The organism is Streptomyces sp. NPDC023481 (assembly GCF_055560195.1).
This window is the reverse complement of record NZ_JBVHJE010000004.1, coordinates 133215-150872: the sequence shown is the minus strand read 5'-3', so window position 1 is coordinate 150872 and position 17658 is coordinate 133215. Positions and strand designations below refer to the sequence as shown.

The 17658-nt window shown below is 71.4% G+C and carries 14 protein-coding genes; 11 read left to right on the top strand and 3 right to left on the bottom strand.

Annotation, left to right across the window (positions count from 1 at the left end; translation table 11 throughout):
• Positions 1-47: 47 nt before the first annotated feature.
• On the bottom strand, positions 48-2432 hold the full coding sequence (locus tag ACZ3ZD_RS10825) for an MFS transporter (protein WP_467395436.1): 2385 nt from the start codon (positions 2430-2432) through the stop codon (positions 48-50).
• Positions 2433-2580: 148 nt separating this feature from the next.
• Complete coding sequence (locus ACZ3ZD_RS10820; RefSeq protein WP_467395435.1) at positions 2581-3024, bottom strand: SRPBCC family protein; 444 nt, start codon at positions 3022-3024, stop codon at positions 2581-2583.
• A gap of 149 nt (positions 3025-3173) precedes the next feature.
• Between ACZ3ZD_RS10820 and ACZ3ZD_RS10815 the strand changes: the two genes are divergently transcribed.
• The 3 genes from ACZ3ZD_RS10815 (at position 3174) to ACZ3ZD_RS10805 (ending at position 6600) form a co-directional block, all read left to right on the top strand.
• Positions 3174-4214: an Rv2578c family radical SAM protein gene (locus ACZ3ZD_RS10815; protein ID WP_467395434.1), complete on the top strand. Its 1041-nt coding sequence runs from the start codon at positions 3174-3176 to the stop codon at positions 4212-4214.
• 147 nt (positions 4215-4361) lie between these two features.
• A complete protein-coding gene (locus ACZ3ZD_RS10810) occupies positions 4362-5942 on the top strand; it encodes an alpha/beta hydrolase (protein WP_467395433.1) in 1581 nt (526 codons plus the stop codon).
• Between the two features lie 142 nt (positions 5943-6084).
• Positions 6085-6600 carry a GNAT family N-acetyltransferase gene (locus tag ACZ3ZD_RS10805; RefSeq protein ID WP_467395801.1) on the top strand — a complete coding sequence of 172 codons (516 nt, stop codon included), beginning with the start codon at positions 6085-6087 and terminating at the stop codon, positions 6598-6600.
• Positions 6601-6607: 7 nt separating this feature from the next.
• On the opposite strand, the gene ACZ3ZD_RS10800 is transcribed toward ACZ3ZD_RS10805, so the two are convergent.
• Positions 6608-7189, bottom strand: coding sequence for an adenylosuccinate lyase (locus ACZ3ZD_RS10800; protein ID WP_467395432.1), 582 nt, complete (start codon positions 7187-7189; stop codon positions 6608-6610).
• Positions 7190-7580: 391 nt separating this feature from the next.
• Here ACZ3ZD_RS10800 and ACZ3ZD_RS10795 point away from each other — a divergent pair, with 391 nt between their 5' ends.
• The 8 genes from ACZ3ZD_RS10795 (at position 7581) to ACZ3ZD_RS10760 (ending at position 17641) form a co-directional block, all read left to right on the top strand.
• On the top strand, positions 7581-9395 hold the full coding sequence (locus ACZ3ZD_RS10795) for a 3-hydroxyacyl-CoA dehydrogenase family protein (protein WP_467395431.1): 1815 nt from the start codon (positions 7581-7583) through the stop codon (positions 9393-9395).
• A 157-nt stretch (positions 9396-9552) separates the two neighbouring features.
• Entirely contained in the window at positions 9553-10365 is an 813-nt protein-coding gene (locus tag ACZ3ZD_RS10790) for a TetR family transcriptional regulator (RefSeq protein WP_467395430.1), read from the top strand.
• Positions 10366-10743: 378 nt separating this feature from the next.
• A complete protein-coding gene (ccrA, locus tag ACZ3ZD_RS10785) occupies positions 10744-12087 on the top strand; it encodes a crotonyl-CoA carboxylase/reductase (RefSeq protein WP_467395429.1) in 1344 nt (447 codons plus the stop codon).
• A gap of 17 nt (positions 12088-12104) precedes the next feature.
• Positions 12105-14132, top strand: coding sequence for a protein meaA (locus tag ACZ3ZD_RS10780; protein ID WP_467395428.1), 2028 nt, complete (start codon positions 12105-12107; stop codon positions 14130-14132).
• Entirely contained in the window at positions 14129-15088 is a 960-nt protein-coding gene (locus ACZ3ZD_RS10775; RefSeq protein WP_467395427.1) for an HpcH/HpaI aldolase/citrate lyase family protein, read from the top strand. The genes ACZ3ZD_RS10780 and ACZ3ZD_RS10775 overlap by 4 nt, the downstream gene beginning before the upstream one ends.
• Positions 15089-15093: 5 nt before the next feature.
• Complete coding sequence (locus ACZ3ZD_RS10770) at positions 15094-15606, top strand: MaoC family dehydratase (protein WP_467395426.1); 513 nt, start codon at positions 15094-15096, stop codon at positions 15604-15606.
• 2 nt (positions 15607-15608) lie between these two features.
• Complete coding sequence (locus tag ACZ3ZD_RS10765; protein ID WP_467395425.1) at positions 15609-16814, top strand: acyl-CoA dehydrogenase family protein; 1206 nt, start codon at positions 15609-15611, stop codon at positions 16812-16814.
• A gap of 170 nt (positions 16815-16984) precedes the next feature.
• On the top strand, positions 16985-17641 hold the full coding sequence (locus tag ACZ3ZD_RS10760) for a phosphatidylserine decarboxylase (protein ID WP_467395424.1): 657 nt from the start codon (positions 16985-16987) through the stop codon (positions 17639-17641).
• Positions 17642-17658: the final 17 nt, after the last annotated feature.

Below are 17658 nucleotides of genomic sequence, written 5' to 3'. Positions count from 1 at the left end.
GAATTGGTCTCACCGGTTCGCTCCGGCGCACCGAAAGGCGCCCCGGCTCAGTCCTCGTGGCCGAGCTGGAGATCCCGTTCGGTGCGGCCACCGCCCGCGACCTGCAGCACTGTGGCGACCGGTGGGTAACCTGCGGCGATGACGGTGTACTCGCCGGAGGAGAGGTCGACGAACCGGAACGTTCCGTCGGGTCCGGTGGTGAGGGTGTCCACGACATTGCCGGCGGCGTCGAGCAGGGTGACCCGGGCGTCCTCGACGGGGCGTCCGCCGCCGGCCCGGACGGTGCCCTTCAGTACGGCGCCGCCCGCGAGTTCGACGTCCTGCCGGGTCTCCCGGGAGGCCTGCACGGTGACCGGGAGCGCGGCGGGCCGGAAGGCGGGTGCGCTGCCGGCGAGGGTGTACTCGCCGGCGACCAGTTCGGTGATGACGTAGCCGCCCTCGCGTCCGCTGCGGGTGGTGGCGACGACCTCGCCGTGCACGTTGGTGAGGGTGACGGTGGCGTCCCGGACGGGGGTGCCGTCGGCGGTGCGGACGCTGCCGGCGAGGCGGCCGGCGCCGCCGAGGACGACGTCGAGTTCGACGGGGCGTTCGCCGACGGTGACGGAGACGGCCTGCGGCTGGTGCCCGCCGGCGGCGGCGATCAGCACGTACGCCCCGGAGCCGGGCGTGCCGAGCGCGTACCGCCCGTCCTCGCCGCTGGCGCCCCGCCCGATCTGCTGTCCGGCGACGTCGATGAGGGTGAGGGCCGCGCGGGGCACGACGGTGCCGTCGGGGTGCTGCACCGTGCCGCAGACGGGGATCCCGGCGGCGTGCGGGGACCGGGCCTGGGGGATCGGGGCGGTCATGGTCTGCGGCTCCGTTTCGGCGGTGTTGTGGGACACCAGCGGTTTCTCCTTGAGGAAGAAGGCGATGAGCAGGCCGAGGACGAGCACCGGGACGAGGTAGAGGAAGATCCGGGGCATCGCGTCGGCGTAGGCGCGGATGTAGGCGTCGCGCAGGGCCGGGGGCAGCGCGTGGACGAGCTGCGGGGTGAGGGAGTCGGCGTCGGGCAGGCCGGCGCCCGCGCGCGGGGGCAGTTCCCGGCGCAGCGCGGAGGTGAGCCGGTCGGCGAAGAGGGTGCCGAAGACGGCGGCGCCGACGCTGCCGCCGATCTGCCGGAAGTAGTTGTTGGCGCTGGTGGCGCTGCCGAGGTCGGTGGGGCGCACGGAGTTCTGGACGGCGAGGACGAGGACGGGCATGACCAGGCCGATGCCGGTGCCGAGGACGGCCATCCAGATGCTGTAGTGCAGCCGGGGTGTGTCGGTGTGCAGCCGGGACAGCAGCCACATGCCGGCGGCGGCGACCGCGCTGCCGAGCACGGGGAAGATCTTGTAGCGGCCGGTGTGGCTGATGAGCTGTCCGCCGATGATGGAGGCGCCGACGACGCCGGCCATCATGGGCAGCATCAGCAGCCCGGACTCGGTGGCGCTGGCCCCGTCGACCATCTGCAGGAAGGTCGGCAGGTAGCTGGCCGCGCCGAACAGGGCGACGCCGATCACCAGCCCGACCAGTCCGCTGACGGTGAAGACGGAGTCACGGAACAACCGCAGCGGGATGAGGGGTTCGGCGGCGCGGTGCTCGGCGGCGAGGAAGAGGACGGTGGCGGCGAGGGCGCCCGCGCCGAGGCCGAGGATCTGCCGGGAGTCCCAGGCGTACCGGGTGCCGCCCCAACTGGTGAGCAGGACCAGGCAGGTGGAGGCGGCGGCGAGCAGCAGGGTGCCGAGGACGTCGAGGCGGGCGCGCACGCGGGGCCTGGGGAGGCGGAGGACGGCGGTGACGACGGCGAGGGTGAGCAGGCCGAAGGGGACGTTGACGTAGAAGCACCAGCGCCAGGAGAGGTGGTCGGTGAAGTAGCCGCCGAGCAGGGGTCCGGCGACGGAGGCGAGGCCGAAGACGGCGCCGATCAGGCCCATGTACCGGCCGCGCTGCCGGGGCGGCACGATGTCGGCGATGATCGCCTGTACGCCGATCATGAGTCCGCCGGCGCCGATGCCCTGGACCGCGCGGAAGGCGATGAGCTGGTCCATGGTGCCGGCCCGGCCGGCGAGCGCGGAGCCGAGGACGAAGACGGCGATGGCGAACTGGAAGACGCCCTTGCGGCCGAGCAGGTCGCCGAGTTTGCCGTAGACCGGCAGGCCGACGGTGGAGGTGAGCAGGTAGGCGGTGATCGCCCAGGACATCCGGTCCAAGCCGTGCAGTTCGCCGACGATCTTCGGGAGGGCGGTGGCCACGATCATCTGGTCGAGGGCGGCGAGCAGCAGGGCCAGCATCAGCCCGGTGAAGACCAGCCGGACCCGGCGGGGGCTCGGTTCGGCGGCCTGCGTGGGCGCCCGGGCGGGGAGGCCGGGTGGCGCGGCGACCGTTTCCGTCCGCTCCAGAGTGATCCCGCCCATGTAGCGCTCCCCTCGTCACACCTGCCGCAGATTTGCCGCGCGAAGCGACAACTCCGAGCAAGTGCGACGAGTTACGGCGCCGACCCGGTCGGTATGTGTTTCCACTCGAACCGGTGACGGGGGCCAACGACCCCCGGGTGCCGGGGACTTACTTCTCGACCTCGGCGGCGAGGTTGGCCAGCAGGGCGTCGTAGATCCGGCCGAGGCCCTTGGGGGCGAAGGTCTTCTCGAAGAAGCCGCCGATGCCGCCGGCGCCCTGCCAGGTGGTGGTGACGACGACGCGGGAGCCGCCCTCGCCGGCGGGGGTGACACGCCAGGTGGTGACCATGGAGGAGTTTCGGTCCTTCTCGACCAGCTCTCCCTCGGTGGGCTCGGTGACCTCCAGCAGGCAGTCGCGCACCCGCTTGCTGGTGGCCTGGAGCTTCCAGTGGACGAGGGTGCCCTCACCGTCGCCGCCCTCGCGCACCTCGTACTCGCTGAACTGCTCGGGCAGCAGCCTGCTCCGGGTGCCGCGGTAGTCGGCGAGGGCGTCGAACACCTTCTCCGCGTCCGCCGCGACGACCCGCTCCGTAGTGGCCTCGACCTGCGCCATTGCGTTCCTCCACGACCTGGTTCCTCGGGGTTGGGGCAAGCCAACCACTCCGCCGCCCGGCCGCCCAAATCGGGGTCCGCGTTCCGGGTCCGCACGATCATGGGAACAGATGTTCTATTCTGGGGCCAGGTGCGAGCGAGGAGGCGTCCATGCGCTGGGAGAACCTCACGGACGAGGGCGAACACGGCCGGGCCGCCGACGCGGCGCTGTTCGGCGCGGACGCCGTGACGCGTACGTTCGACATGCCCGAGTTCCGCGGGATCACCTTCCACGAGGTGCGGGCCCGCTCGGTGCTCAACCGGGTGCCGGGCGCCTCGCGCATGCCGTTCGAGTGGACGGTGAACCCGTACCGGGGGTGCTCGCACGCGTGCGTCTACTGTTTCGCCAGGAAGACGCACAGCTATCTGGACCTGGACACGGGCATCGGCTTCGACACCCAGATCGTGGTCAAGGTCAACGCCCCCGAGGTGCTGCGCCGCCAGCTGGCCTCGCCGCGCTGGCAGGGCGACCACGTGGCGATGGGCACGAACGTCGACTGCTACCAGCGCGCCGAGGGCCGCTACCGGCTGATGCCGGGCATCATCTCCGCGCTCACCGACCACGCGAACCCGTTCTCGATCCTCACCAAGGGCACCCTGATCCTGCGCGACCTGGACCTGCTCGTGCGCGCGGCCGAGGTGACGGACATCGGCGTCTCGGTCTCCGTCGGCTTCCTGGACGGCGAGCTGTGGCGCACGGTGGAGCCCGGCACGCCCGCGCCCGAGCGCCGGCTGGACGTGGTGCGCACCTTCACGGAGCACGGGATCGGCTGCGGGGTGCTGATGGCGCCGGTGATCCCGTTCCTGAGCGACCACCCGGCCCAGCTGCGGGCGACGGTACGGGCTATCGCGGCGGCGGGGGCCACCTCCGTCACCCCCCTCACCCTGCATCTGCGCCCGGGCGCCCGGGAGTGGTTCATGGCCTGGCTCGGGCAGCACCACCCGCACCTGGTACGGCGGTACGAGCGGCTGTACGCGGAGGGCGCGTACGCGCCCAGGTGGTACCAGCGCCGGATCACCCGTCAGGTGCACGAGCTGGCCGAGGAGTACGGCATCGGGCCCACGCGCGCGGGCCGGGCCCGCCGGATCCGCCCGGCCGAACCGGCGCCGGGCCCGGCCGCGCCGGAACCGGTCCAGCTCAGCCTGATGTGAGCGGGTCCGGGCGTTAGGGGGCATCCCACGGCCCAATTGGGTCAACTATGGCCCCGACGCGTTCTTCAGGGGTCCGATTCCGGGACGATCCGGCGAGAACCGTGAGCCTCGCGGTTCGCCGAGACCCTCCGTCCCGTAAGGACCCGCATGAGAACACGCGCAGCCCTGCTGTGCGCGGCCGCGGCCGCCGCCGTCCTGGCGGGCTCGGTCACCGCCCCACCCGCGCAGGCCGCCCGGCCGGCCGGACCCGACCGGAAGAGCGCCGGACTCGACTGGAAGAAGTGCGGCACCAGCGACTACCCCCGGCTCCAGTGCGCCTTCGTGAAGGTGCCACTGGACTACGCGAGACCGTCGGGCCGGCAGATCACGCTCGCCCTGTCCCGCGTCCCGCACACCGCCCGGTCCTCCCAGGGCCCGCTGCTGGTCAACCCCGGCGGACCCGGCGGCAGCGGGCTGACCCTCGCGGGGTTCGTCGCCTCGGCGCTGCCGAAGAACGTCGCGGCCCGGTACGACGTCATCGGCTTCGACCCGCGCGGGGTCGGCCGGAGCCGGCCGGCCCTCGACTGCGTGCCCGGCCACTTCGCGCCGGTGCGCCCCGCCTCCGTGCCGGCCGCCCCCACGCTGGAGCGGGCCGGGCTCGACCGCGCCCGGTCCTTCGCCGCGGCCTGCGGCCGCAAGTACGCCGACGTGCTGCCGTACCTGGACACGGTCAGCGCCGCCAGGGACCTGGACGCCGTCCGCCGGGCCCTCGGCGCGCCGGCGATCAGCTACTTCGGCTACTCCTACGGCACCTATCTGGGCGCGGTCTACGCGAAGCTGTTCCCGCGGCGCGTCCACCGCCTGGTGCTGGACTCGATCGTCGACCCGACCGGCGTCTGGTACGGGGACAACCTCGCCCAGGAGTACGCCTTCGACGGCCGGCACCGCGCGCTGATGGCCTGGATCGCCCGGTACGACTCGACGTACGGGCTCGGCCGGGACCCCGCGGGGATCGAGGCCCGCTGGTACGCGATGCGGGCCGCGCTGGCGAGGAAGCCGGCCGGGGGGAAGGTCGGCGCGGCGGAGCTGGAGGACACCTTCATGGCCGGCGCCTACTACGACGGCTACTGGCCCTACCTCGCCGAGGCGTTCGCGGCCTACGTCCACCGCGGGGACGCCGGGCCGCTGGTGACGGTGTACCGGAACATCGCCGCCGTGGACGCCTCCGGCGACAACGGTTACAGCGTCTACACGGCGGTGCAGTGCCGTGACGCCCCCTGGCCGCGCGACTGGGACCGGTGGCGTGCGGACGCCTGGAAGGTGTACGCGAAGGCGCCCCTGATGGCCTGGAACAACACGTGGTACAACGCGCCCTGCGCGTTCTGGCCGACCGGCCCGCGCCGGCCGGTGGACGTCGCCAACAGCGCGCTGCCGCCGGCGCTGCTGTTCCAGGCGACCGAGGACGCGGCGACCCCGTACCCCGGCGGGGTGACGGTCCACCGGCTGCTGGCCCGCTCCAGCCTGGTGGTCGAGCAGGGCGGCGGCAACCACGGCGTCACGCTGAGCGGCAACACCTGCCTGGACGCCTACCTGGCCGCGTACCTGGGCAACGGCACGGTCCCCCGGGGCACCGGCCCGGCCGACGCGGTCTGCGCCAAGTCCCCCGACCCGAAGCCACTGAAGCCCAGGTCGGCTCCACCGGCGTCCACCGGTCCGACCCTGCACGGCCTGCTGGGCCGGCGCCACTAGGATCCCGACGGCCCGGGGCCGAGCCCGCCGCCCCGGGCAACGGCCCGGCCGGGCGGGGGCGTTGTCGGTGCCGTGGTCCACCATGGGGGTCATGAGCGAACCGACCCGCATCCCCGCGCCCGGCGCACGCGAGGGTGGCCGTATGCGTGCCCCGGTGGTCCGGGAGATGGCGCTCGGCGACTGTGAGCGGGTGTCCGAGATCCGGGTTCGCGGGTGGCAGCGTGCCTATCGGGGGCTCGTGCCGCAGGTGTATCTCGACGGGCTGAGCGTCGCCGCGGACGCCGAGCGGCGGCGGGCCGGGTTCGGGCGGCGCGCCGACGTGGTGAACCTGGTCGCCGCGCGGGACGGCGCGGTGCTCGGGTGGGCGGCGTACGGGCCGTACCGGGACGGGGAGTCGCACACCGGGGACGCCGAGCTGTACGCGATCTACGTCGACCCGGCGCACACGGGCGCGGGGATCGGTCGGGCCCTGCTGGCCGCGGCCGCCGAGCGGTGCGCGTCGTATCCGCGCATGCTGCTGTGGGTCCTCAAGGGCAACGCCCCGGCCCGGCGGTTCTACGAGCGCGCCGGGTTCCGGCCCGACGGCGTCGAGGAGCCCTTCGAGGCGGCCGGCGTGTCCGTGCCCGAGGTGCAGTACGTGCGCACGCTCGCCGGCTGACCCGGCGTCAGCTGGGCTGCTCCTGCGGGAGCCGCGCCAGCGCGTGCACCGCCGCCTCGGCGAGCGCGGGGTGCGCGAGGGCCTCGCTCAGGACGCGCCGGGCGCGGGGGTCGCCGAGGGCGCCCAGGCCCTCCACGCAGGCCAGGGCCACGCGCCGGTAGGGGTCGTGGGGGCGCAGCCGCCGCTCCAGGGTGGTGATCAGCGCGGGCACGGACTGGGGGGCGCGCAGCGCGACCAGGAGCCGCACCGGGTGCAGGGCGTAGGCGACGCGGAGTTCGTTGGTGGCGAGGGCGGCGGCGGCGCGGGCCGTGCGCGGGTCCCCGAGCCGGGCGAGGGCGTGCGCGGCGGAGGCGCAGCGCGGCGGGTCGCGGTGGTTGAGCAGCAGCACCAGGGACTCGAAGGCGCGCCGGTCGCCCGCGGTGCCGAGGCGGAACGCGGCCAGTTCGCGGGCCCACAGCGGCTGGCCGGGGGCGGTGAGCACCTCCGCGAGGGTGTCGTGGTCCCCGGTGGCCAGCAGGCTCTCGAACGCCGCCGAGCCGCCGGACTCCTGCCGTAAGCGTTCCGTGAGCGATCGCAACTCTTCGTCCACGAGGTCCAGCGTAGGCGGGGCGGGGCCGGCGAGGGAGGTACATCACAAAGTCGGTTTCCGCCCGGGGGCTGGCGCGCTCGTTACCCGCCGGTTAAGCTCATTCGAGCGAGTAACCCTCTCGCATCTCCGCTGGCGACGGTTTGGTGACGCGGCCGTCGCGAGCGCGTTCTGTCGGTTCGGTACGCCGTGTGTACCGCTGTACGACCCGGCTTCGGGACAGAGCCGGTCGGACGTTCCGCCATTCCCGGGCGTGTGCACGCCCGCGGCACCGGCGGCCCCGGGCGTGTGCGCTCGCAGCCCGGCAACACCCGCACTCCTCCTCGCACCGCGGTGCGCCCCCGGGCGCACCCGGCGCGTTCCTCGTCGTCACCCTCATTCCTGGAGTCCCGCGATGGCCACTCCCCTGTCCCCCCAGTCCGGCTCTTCCCTGTCCCCGCTCAGGACGATCGCCGTGGTCGGCCTCGGCACCATGGGCACCGGTATCACCGAGGTCCTCGCGCGGGCCGGCCGCGAGGTGATCGGCATCGACATCAGCGAGGCCCAGGCCGCGAAGGCGGTCACCGCCCTGGAGGCCGCCACCGCCCGTGCCGTGGAGCGCGGCCGGCTCACCGAGGAGGAGCGCGCCGGGACCCTGGCCCGGGTGCGCACCACCACCGACCTCGCCGCGGCGGCCGACGCCGACCTCGTCATCGAGGTGGCCCCGGAGTCGTACGAGATCAAGCAGCAGATCTTCCGCGAACTGGACGGTGTCGTCCGGCCGGAGACGATCCTGGCGACCGGCACCAACGCGCTGTCCGTGACCCGGCTGGCCGCCGGTTCGGCCCGCCCCGAGCGCGTGCTCGGCCTGCACTTCTTCAACCCCGCGCCGGCCATGCGGCTGGTCGAGGTGGTCTCCTCGGTGCTGACCGCGCCGCAGGCCGTCGCCACCGTCACCGACCTCGCGATCGAGCTGGGCAAGGAGCCGGTCGCGGTCGGCGACCGCCCCGGTTTCGTCGCCGACGGGCTGCTGTTCGGCTACCTCAACCAGGCGGCCGCGATGTACGAGGCCCGGTACGCCTCCCGTGAGGACATCGACGCGGCCATGCGGCTCGGCTGCGGCCTGCCGATGGGCCCCCTGGCCCTGCTGGACCTGATCGGCGTCGACACCGCGCGCACGGTCCTGGAGGCCATGTACGCCGAGTCCCGGGACCGGCTGCACGCGCCGGCCCCGATCCTCAAGCAGCTGAGCGAGGCGGGCCTGACCGGCCGCAAGTCCGGGCGCGGCTTCTACACGTACGAGGCACCGGGCAGCGGCACCGTGGTGCCGGACCCGCTGACCCCGGCGGCGGACGGCTCGACCGGCGCGGGCCGGGAGGTCCGCTCGGTGGGGGTCGCCGGCTCCGGCACCATGGCCTCCGGGATCGCCGAGGTGTTCGCCAAGGCGGGCTACCAGGTCGTGCTCGCCGCCCGCAGCGAGGAGAAGGCCCAGGCGGCCAGGGCCCGGATCGGCAAGTCCCTGGCGCGGTCCGTGGACAAGGGCCGGCTGACCGCCGAGGCCGCCGCCGAGGTCCTGGAGCGGATCGTCCCGGCGGGTTCCTACGAGGCCTTCGCCGAGGTGGACCTCGCCGTGGAGGCGGTCGCGGAGGACCTGGAGGTCAAGCGGCAGCTGTTCGCCACGCTGGACAAGGTGTGCAGGCCGGGCGCGGTCCTGGCCACCACCACCTCGTCGCTGCCCGTCGTCGCCTGCGCCCGCGCCACCTCGCGCCCGCAGGACGTGATCGGCATGCACTTCTTCAACCCGGCCCCGGCGATGAAGCTGGTCGAGGTGGTCCGCACGGTGCTGACCGCCGACGACGTGCACGCCACGGTGCGCGAGGTCTGCGGCCGGATCGGGAAGCACGCGGTGGACTGCGGCGACCGGGCCGGTTTCATCGTCAACGCGCTGCTGTTCCCGTACCTCAACAACGCGATCAAGATGGTGGAGGAGCACTACGCGACCCTGGACGACATCGACGCGGCGATGAAGCTCGGCGGCGGCTACCCGATGGGCCCGTTCGAGCTGCTGGACGTGGTCGGTCTGGACGTCTCGCTGGCCATCGAGAAGGTGCTGCACCGCGAGTTCCGCGACCCGGGTCTCGCCCCGGCGCCGCTGCTGGAGCACCTGGTGGCGGCCGGCTGCCTCGGCCGCAAGACCGGCCGCGGCTTCCGCGAGTATGCCCGCCGCTGACGGCGCCGGCGACCGGTTCCGGGCGGGGACGGACTGGGGCGGGCTGCTCGGCCCCGCGTTCGCCCCGCCCGTCCGGCCCGCCCCTTCCCCGCCCCCCGCGGGCGGGGAAGAGCCCGGACCTGCGCATCGAGCTGCGCGGATGCAGTACGTTCGGGTCATGTCCCAGCCCGCCAAGTCGTCCCGTACACCGGCTACGCCCGACGCGCCGGAAAGTGCCGCAGGCAGTCGCGCCGCCGCCCAGCGGCTCAAGATGCGCCGAGAACTGGCGGCGGCAGCCATGGAGCTGTTCGCGACCAAGGGGTACGAGGCCACCACCGTCGACGAGATCGCCGCCGCCGCCGGGGTCGCCCGGCGCACCTTCTTCCGCCACTTCCGCTCCAAGGAAGAGGCGATCTTCCCGGACCACGACGACACGCTGATCCGCGCGGAGGCGGTCCTCAACGCCGCGCCCGCGCACGAGCATCCGCTCGACACCGTGTGCCGCGGCATCAAGGAGGTCATGAAGATGTACGCGGCGCGGCCGGAGATCTCGGTCGCCCGTTACAAGCTCACGCGCGAGGTCCCCACCCTGCGCGAGGCCGAGATCGCCTCCGTGGCCCGCTACGAGCGTCTGTTCACCCGCTATCTGCTCGGCCACTTCGACGAGCACGCGCACGCCGACGACGCCAACGACGACCCGCTGCTGGCCGAGGTCGCCGCCTCGGCGGTGGTCACGGCGCACAACCACGTGCTGCGGCGCTGGCTGCGGGCGGGCGGCCAGGGGGACGTGGAGGCCCAGCTGGACCATGCCTTCGCGATCGTGCGCAGGACCTTCGGTACCGGCATCGGGGCCGGCCGCGAGAGCGCCCCGCGCACCCCGCCGGCCACCGCCGCCGCCCACGGGGAGGTCCTGGTGACGGTGGCCAGGACCGACGCGCCGCTGGACGAGGTGATGCGCACCATCGAGCAGGCGCTGAAAGCGCGGTCCTGACCGGGCCGGAGCGGGAGAAACGGGCTGGGGACGGCACTGGGTGCCGTCCCCAGCCCGTTTCCTTAGCCCCGACGCTGATCGATCATCGCTCATTTGTTGCGTAAAGATTTCATCTGAGAGCTATTTCTGGCACTCGGTGCCTTGCGACGTGACACGCGGTGTCATACGTTGATGGTGTCCGGGCTGTCCCGGCAGGCACACCACCTGCGCGCCCGGACGCCTGCGTCACAGGCAACCTCCCGCGCCACAAAGCGCTGCCAAGCACCACCGCGCCGAACCGACGGCACACCCCTCGAAAACCCTCAAGCGCACTCATCGCAGCACCGACGATCCCTCAGGCGCCCCTCCCTCAGGGCGCTCACCGCCGGAGGCAACACCGTGACCGTGAAGGACATCCTGGACGCGATCCAGTCGAAGGACGCCACGTCCGCCGACTTCGCCGCTCTGCCGCTGCCCGACTCGTACCGCGCGATCACCGTGCACAAGGACGAGACGGAGATGTTCGCGGGCCTGGAGACCCGCGACAAGGACCCGCGCAAGTCGATCCACCTCGACGAGGTCCCCCTGCCCGAACTCGGCCCGGGCGAGGCCCTGGTGGCCGTCATGGCCTCCTCGGTCAACTACAACTCGGTGTGGACCTCGATCTTCGAGCCGCTGTCCACGTTCGGGTTCCTGGAGCGCTACGGCCGCACCAACGAACTGGCCAAGCGGCACGACCTGCCGTACCACATCATCGGCTCCGACCTCGCGGGCGTCGTCCTGCGCACCGGGCCGGGCGTGAACGCCTGGAAGCCCGGTGACGAGGTCGTCGCGCACTGCCTGTCCGTCGAGCTGGAGTCCTCCGACGGCCACAACGACACGATGCTCGACCCCGAGCAGCGCATCTGGGGCTTCGAGACCAACTTCGGCGGCCTCGCCGAGATCGCGCTCGTCAAGTCCAACCAGCTGATGCCGAAGCCGGACCACCTCAGCTGGGAGGAGGCCGCCGCCCCGGGCCTGGTCAACTCCACCGCCTACCGCCAGCTGGTCTCCCGCAACGGCGCCGGCATGAAGCAGGGCGACAACGTGCTCATCTGGGGCGCCAGCGGCGGTCTCGGCTCCTACGCCACCCAGTTCGCGCTGGCCGGCGGTGCCAACCCGATCTGCGTCGTCTCCTCGCCGCAGAAGGCCGACATCTGCCGCTCAATGGGCGCCGAGGCGATCATCGACCGCAACGCCGAGGGCTACCGGTTCTGGAAGGACGAGCAGACCCAGGACCCCAAGGAGTGGAAGCGCTTCGGCAAGCGCATCCGCGAGCTGACCGGCGGCGAGGACATCGACATCGTCTTCGAGCACCCCGGCCGCGAGACGTTCGGCGCGAGCGTCTACGTCACCCGCAAGGGCGGCACCATCACCACCTGCGCCTCGACCTCGGGCTACATGCACGAGTACGACAACCGCTACCTGTGGATGTCGCTGAAGCGGATCATCGGCTCCCACTTCGCCAACTACCGCGAGGCCTGGGAGGCCAACCGCCTCATCGCCAAGGGCAAGATCCACCCGACCCTGTCGAAGGTCTACTCCCTGGCGGACACCGGCCAGGCCGCCTACGACGTGCACCGCAACCTGCACCAGGGCAAGGTCGGCGTGCTGTGCCTGTCGCCCGAGGAAGGCCTCGGCGTGCGCGACGAGGAGAAGCGCGCCCGGCACATCGATGCCATCAACCGCTTCCGGAACGTCTGAGGCCCGGAGAGTCATCCATGACAGAGCGTCAGAAGGACCGTCCGTGGCTCATGCGGACGTACGCCGGCCACTCCACGGCCGAGGCGTCCAACGAGTTGTACCGGCGCAATCTCGCCAAGGGCCAGACCGGCCTGTCGGTGGCGTTCGACCTGCCGACCCAGACCGGCTACGACCCCGACCACATCCTCGCGCGCGGCGAGGTCGGCCGGGTGGGCGTGCCCGTCGCGCACCTCGGTGACATGCGCCGGCTGTTCCAGGACATCCCCCTGGAGCAGATGAACACCTCGATGACGATCAACGCCACCGCCATGTGGCTGCTGGCGCTCTACCAGGTCGTCGCCGAGGAGCAGGGCGCTGACATCACCAGGCTCCAGGGCACGACCCAGAACGACATCGTCAAGGAGTACCTGTCCCGCGGGACGCACGTCTTCCCGCCGGGACCCTCGCTCCGGCTGACGACGGACATGATCGCGTACACGGTCTCCCGCATCCCGAAGTGGAACCCGATCAACATCTGCAGCTACCACCTGCAGGAGGCCGGGGCCACGCCGGTGCAGGAGATCGCGTACGCGATGTCCACCGCGATCGCCGTGCTCGACGCCGTGCGCGACTCCGGCCAGGTGCCGCAGGAGCGCATGGGTGACGTGGTCGCCCGCATCTCCTTCTTCGTGAACGCGGGCGTCCGCTTCATCGAGGAGATGTGCAAGATGCGGGCGTTCGGCCGCATCTGGGACAAGGTCACGCGCGAGCGGTACGGCATCGAGGACCCCCGGCAGCGCCGGTTCCGCTACGGCGTCCAGGTCAACTCGCTCGGCCTGACCGAGGCGCAGCCGGAGAACAACGTCCAGCGGATCGTGCTGGAGATGCTGGCCGTGACCCTCTCCAAGGACGCACGCGCGCGTGCCGTGCAGCTGCCCGCGTGGAACGAGGCCCTGGGCCTGCCCCGGCCCTGGGACCAGCAGTGGAGTCTGCGCATCCAGCAGGTGCTGGCCTACGAGAGCGACCTGCTGGAGTACGAGGACATCTTCGAGGGCTCGAAGGTGATCGAGGCGAAGGTGGACCAGCTGGTCGGGGAGGTCCTCGCGGAGATCGACCGCATCCAGGAGATGGGCGGCGCGCTGGCCGCCGTGGAGTCCGGCTACCTGAAGTCGCAGCTGGTCGCCTCGCACGCCGAGCGCCGCGCCCGGATCGAGTCCGGGCAGGAGAAGATCATCGGCGTCAACATCTTCGAGGGCACCGAGCCGAACCCGCTCACGGCCGACCTGGACACCGCGATCATGACGGTCGACCCGGAGGTGGAGGTCCGGGTCGTGGAGTCGCTGCGCAAGTGGCGGGACACCCGCTACCAGCCGCCCTTCAACCACCCGCGCCCCTGCAAGGCGCTGGAGCGGCTGAAGGAGGCCGCCGCGGGCACGGAGAACCTCATGGAGGCCACGCTGGAGTGCGCCCGCGCCGGGGTCACCACCGGCGAGTGGGCGGGCGCCCTGCGCGAGGTGTTCGGCGAGTACCGGGCGCCCACCGGCGTCTCCTCCGCGCCGGTCGCCGTCCCCGCCGAGGCCGGCTCGGCGCTGGCGGAGGTCCGCGGCAAGGTGGACGCCACCGCCCGCGACCTGGGCGTGGGCAAGCTGCGCTTCCTGGTCGGCAAGCCGGGCCTGGACGGGCACTCCAACGGCGCCGAGCAGATAGCGGTCCGCGCGCGGGACGCCGGCTTCGAGGTGGTCTACCAGGGCATCCGGCTCACCCCGGAGCAGATCGTGGACGCGGCCCTGGCCGAGGACGTGCACGCCGTCGGCCTGTCGATCCTGTCCGGCTCGCACGCCCAGCTGGTCCCGGACGTGCTCCAGCGGCTGCGTGTGGCCGGCGCCACCGACATACCGGTGATCGCTGGTGGCATCATCCCAGGCGGTGATGCCGAGCAGCTCAGGGCCGCCGGGGTGGCCGCCGTCTTCACCCCGAAGGACTTCGACATCACCGGGATCATCGGCCGCATCGTGGACGAGATCCGGAAAGCGAACAAGCTCGACCCCCTGGAGGTCCCCGCATGACCGTCAACCGTCTGCGTCCCCGCCGCTCGTGTCTCGCGGTGCCGGGAAGCAATCCCCGCTTCCTGGAGAAGGCGCAGGGCCTCCCGGCGGACCAGGTCTTCCTCGACCTGGAGGACGCGTGCGCGCCGCTCGCCAAGCCCGAGGCGCGGCACACCATCGTCAAGTTCCTCAACGAGGGCGACTGGACGGGCAAGACACGCGTCGTGCGCGTCAACGACTGGACGACCGAGTGGACGTACCGTGACGTCGTGACGGTCGTCGAGGGCGCCGGCCAGAACCTCGACTGCATCATGCTGCCGAAGGTGCAGAGCGCCGAGCAGGTCGTCGCGCTGGACCTGCTGCTGACGCAGATCGAGAAGACCATGGGCTTCGAGGTCGGCAGGATCGGCATCGAGGCGCAGATCGAGAACGCCCAGGGCCTGAACAACGTCAACGCGATCGCGCAGGCCTCGCCGCGGCTGGAGACGATCATCTTCGGCCCGGCCGACTTCATGGCCTCCATCAACATGAAGTCCCTCGTCGTGGGCGAGCAGCCGCCCGGCTACCCGGCGGACGCCTACCACTACATCCTGATGAAGATCCTGATGGCCGCCCGCGCCAACGACCTCCAGGCGATCGACGGTCCCTACCTGCAGATCCGCAACGTCGAGGGGTACCGCGAGGTCGCCCGGCGGGCCGCCGCGCTCGGCTTCGACGGCAAGTGGGTGCTGCACCCCGGCCAGGTCGAGGCGTCGAACGAGATCTTCTCGCCGTCCCAGGAGGACTACGACCACGCCGAGCTGATCCTGGACGCGTACGACTACTACACGTCCGAGGCGGGCGGCAAGAAGGGCTCCGCGATGCTCGGCGACGAGATGATCGACGAGGCCAGCCGGAAGATGGCGCTGGTCATCGCCGGCAAGGGGCGGGCGGCGGGGATGACCCGCACGTCGACGTTCGAGATCCCGGAGGCCTGAGCGCGATGCAGTTCGGACGCACCTACGAGGAGTTCGAGGTCGGGGCGACGTACAAGCACTGGCCGGGCAAGACGGTCACGGAGTACGACGACCACCTGTTCTGTCTCCTCACCATGAACCACCACCCGCTCCACATGGACGCGAACTACGCGGAGAAGACGACGGACTTCGGCAGGAACGTCGTCGTCGGGAACTACGTCTACTCCCTGCTGCTCGGCATGAGCGTGCCGGACGTCTCCGGCAAGGCGATCGCAAACCTGGAGATCGAGTCGCTCCGGCACGTGGCGCCGACCTTCCACGGCGACACGATCTACGGCGAGACGACCGTGCTCGACAAGTGGCCGTCGAAGTCGAAGAACGACCGCGGCATCGTCCACGTCGAGACCAAGGGCTACAAGCAGGACGGCACCCTGGTGTGCGTCTTCCGCCGCAAGGTGATGGTGCCCACCGAGACGTACACCAAGGAGCGCGGCGGCGAGCAGCCGGGCCGCCCGGAGCCGAAGCAGCAGGAGAAGTGACGATGGCCCGTCTCGCCCAGACCGCCGGTCTGACCGACGTCCAGCAGGAGATCCTCTCGACGGTCCGCGACTTCGTCGACAAGGAGATCATTCCCGTCGCGACGGAGCTGGAGCACCGCGACGAGTACCCGCAGCAGATCGTGGACGGGCTCAAGGAGCTGGGTCTGTTCGGTCTGATGATCCCCGAGGAGTACGGGGGCCTGGGCGAGTCTCTCCTGACCTACGCGCTGTGCGTGGAGGAGATCGCCCGTGGCTGGATGTCGGTGTCCGGCATCATCAACACCCACTTCATCGTCGCGTACATGCTCAAGCAGCACGGCACGCAGGAGCAGAAGGACCACTTCCTGCCGCGGATGGCGGCCGGCGACATCCGGGGCGCCTTCTCGATGTCGGAGCCGGGCCTGGGCTCGGACGTGTCCGCCATCACGTCGAAGGCGGTCAGGGACGGCGACGAGTACGTCCTGAACGGCCAGAAGATGTGGCTGACGAACGGCGGCACGTCCTCGCTCGTGGCCGTCCTGGTCCGCAGTGACGAAGGACACCCCGAGGGCACGGCCCCGCACAAGTCGATGACCACCTTCCTGGTGGAGAAGGAGCCGGGCTTCGGTGAGGTCCGGCCGGGCCTCACCATCCCCGGCAAGATCGACAAGATGGGCTACAAGGGTGTCGACACCACCGAGCTGATCATGGACGGCCTGCGCGTGCCCGCCGACCGGGTGCTCGGCGGGGTCACCGGCCGGGGTTTTTACCAAATGATGGACGGCGTGGAGGTCGGCCGGGTCAACGTGGCGGCGCGCGGCTGCGGTGTCGCCCAGCGGGCCTTCGAGCTGGGTGTGCGGTACGCCCAGCAGCGGCACACCTTCGGCAAGGCGATCGCCCAGCACCAGGCCATCCAGTTCAAACTGGCCGAGATGGCCACCAAGGTCGAGGCCGCGCATGCGATGATGGTCAACGCGGCCCGCAAAAAGGACTCCGGGGAGCGTAACGACCTCGAGGCCGGCATGGCGAAGTACCTGGCCTCCGAGTACTGCAAGGAGGTCGTGGAGGACGCCTTCCGGATCCACGGCGGCTACGGCTTCTCGAAGGAGTACGAGATCGAGCGCCTCTACCGCGAGGCGCCGATGCTGCTCATCGGTGAAGGTACCGCCGAGATCCAGAAAATGATCATCGGCCGCAGGCTGCTCGAGGAGTATCGATTCCAGGGTTGATTGTCCGGTTACGGGGTGTTTTCTTCGAGAAGAAGATCACACCCCGTAGACCGTCTTCGGCCGCCGACTCGGCTTCCTGGCTTGCCGAGTTGTGGCCCGCGCCCGGTACGATCCCGGGAAAGCCGCCGTCCCCCGTCCGAGCGCGGCATCATTCGCTACGAAGGTCATCCATGCCCCACAGCCAAACCTCTGCACACCGCGACAGCCTGGTAGGCGCACGCCTCGCGCGCGGAGCATCGCCGTGGCTTCTCCCGACCGTCGCCACCGCAGCCCTCAGCCTGGTCCGCGCCCGCCGCTCGGGCGCCGCCAAGGCCGTGGCCGTGCCCGCCACCGCGCTCGCGGCGGGCATGCTGTGGTTCTTCCGCGACCCCGAGCGCGAGATCGCCACGGGCCGGGTCATCTCGCCCGCCGACGGTGTGGTGCAGAGCATCATGCCGTGGAAGGACGGGCGCACCCGCGTCGCGATCTTCATGAGCCCGCTCAACGTCCACGTCAACCGCGCGCCCCTCGCGGGCACCGTGACGTCGGTCGAGCACATCCCCGGCGGCTTTGTTCCGGCCTTCAACAAGGAGAGCGAGAACAACGAGCGCGTAGTCTGGCATTTCGACACCGAACTCGGCGACATCGAGATGATCCAGATCGCCGGCGCGGTGGCCCGCCGCATCGTGCCCTACCTCCCGGAGGGCACGAAGGTCGAGCAGGGCGACCGAATCGGTCTGATCCGCTTCGGCTCGCGTGTCGACCTCTACCTGCCCGAGGGCGTGGAGGTCGCGGTCGAGGTCGGACAGAAGACCGTGGCTGGGGTGACTCGCATTGACCGTGATTGATCCGGAGACCCAGGCGG

Bases quoted from the DNA above. Each gene is read 5' to 3' on its own strand.
- ACZ3ZD_RS10770 (WP_467395426.1), top strand. From the start codon at position 15,094: ATGCAGTTCGGACGCACCTACGAGGAGTTCGAGGTCGGGGCGACGTAC.
- ACZ3ZD_RS10795 (WP_467395431.1), top strand. From the start codon at position 7,581: ATGGCCACTCCCCTGTCCCCCCAGTCCGGCTCTTCCCTGTCCCCGCTC.
- ACZ3ZD_RS10815 (WP_467395434.1), top strand. From the start codon at position 3,174: ATGCGCTGGGAGAACCTCACGGACGAGGGCGAACACGGCCGGGCCGCC.
- ACZ3ZD_RS10825 (WP_467395436.1), bottom strand. From the start codon at position 2,432: ATGGGCGGGATCACTCTGGAGCGGACGGAAACGGTCGCCGCGCCACCC.
- ACZ3ZD_RS10780 (WP_467395428.1), top strand. From the start codon at position 12,105: ATGACAGAGCGTCAGAAGGACCGTCCGTGGCTCATGCGGACGTACGCC.
- ACZ3ZD_RS10775 (WP_467395427.1), top strand. From the start codon at position 14,129: ATGACCGTCAACCGTCTGCGTCCCCGCCGCTCGTGTCTCGCGGTGCCG.
- ACZ3ZD_RS10790 (WP_467395430.1), top strand. From the start codon at position 9,553: ATGTCCCAGCCCGCCAAGTCGTCCCGTACACCGGCTACGCCCGACGCG.
- ACZ3ZD_RS10765 (WP_467395425.1), top strand. From the start codon at position 15,609: ATGGCCCGTCTCGCCCAGACCGCCGGTCTGACCGACGTCCAGCAGGAG.
- ACZ3ZD_RS10820 (WP_467395435.1), bottom strand. From the start codon at position 3,024: ATGGCGCAGGTCGAGGCCACTACGGAGCGGGTCGTCGCGGCGGACGCG.
- ACZ3ZD_RS10810 (WP_467395433.1), top strand. From the start codon at position 4,362: ATGAGAACACGCGCAGCCCTGCTGTGCGCGGCCGCGGCCGCCGCCGTC.
- ACZ3ZD_RS10805 (WP_467395801.1), top strand. From the start codon at position 6,085: ATGCGTGCCCCGGTGGTCCGGGAGATGGCGCTCGGCGACTGTGAGCGG.
- ACZ3ZD_RS10760 (WP_467395424.1), top strand. From the start codon at position 16,985: ATGCCCCACAGCCAAACCTCTGCACACCGCGACAGCCTGGTAGGCGCA.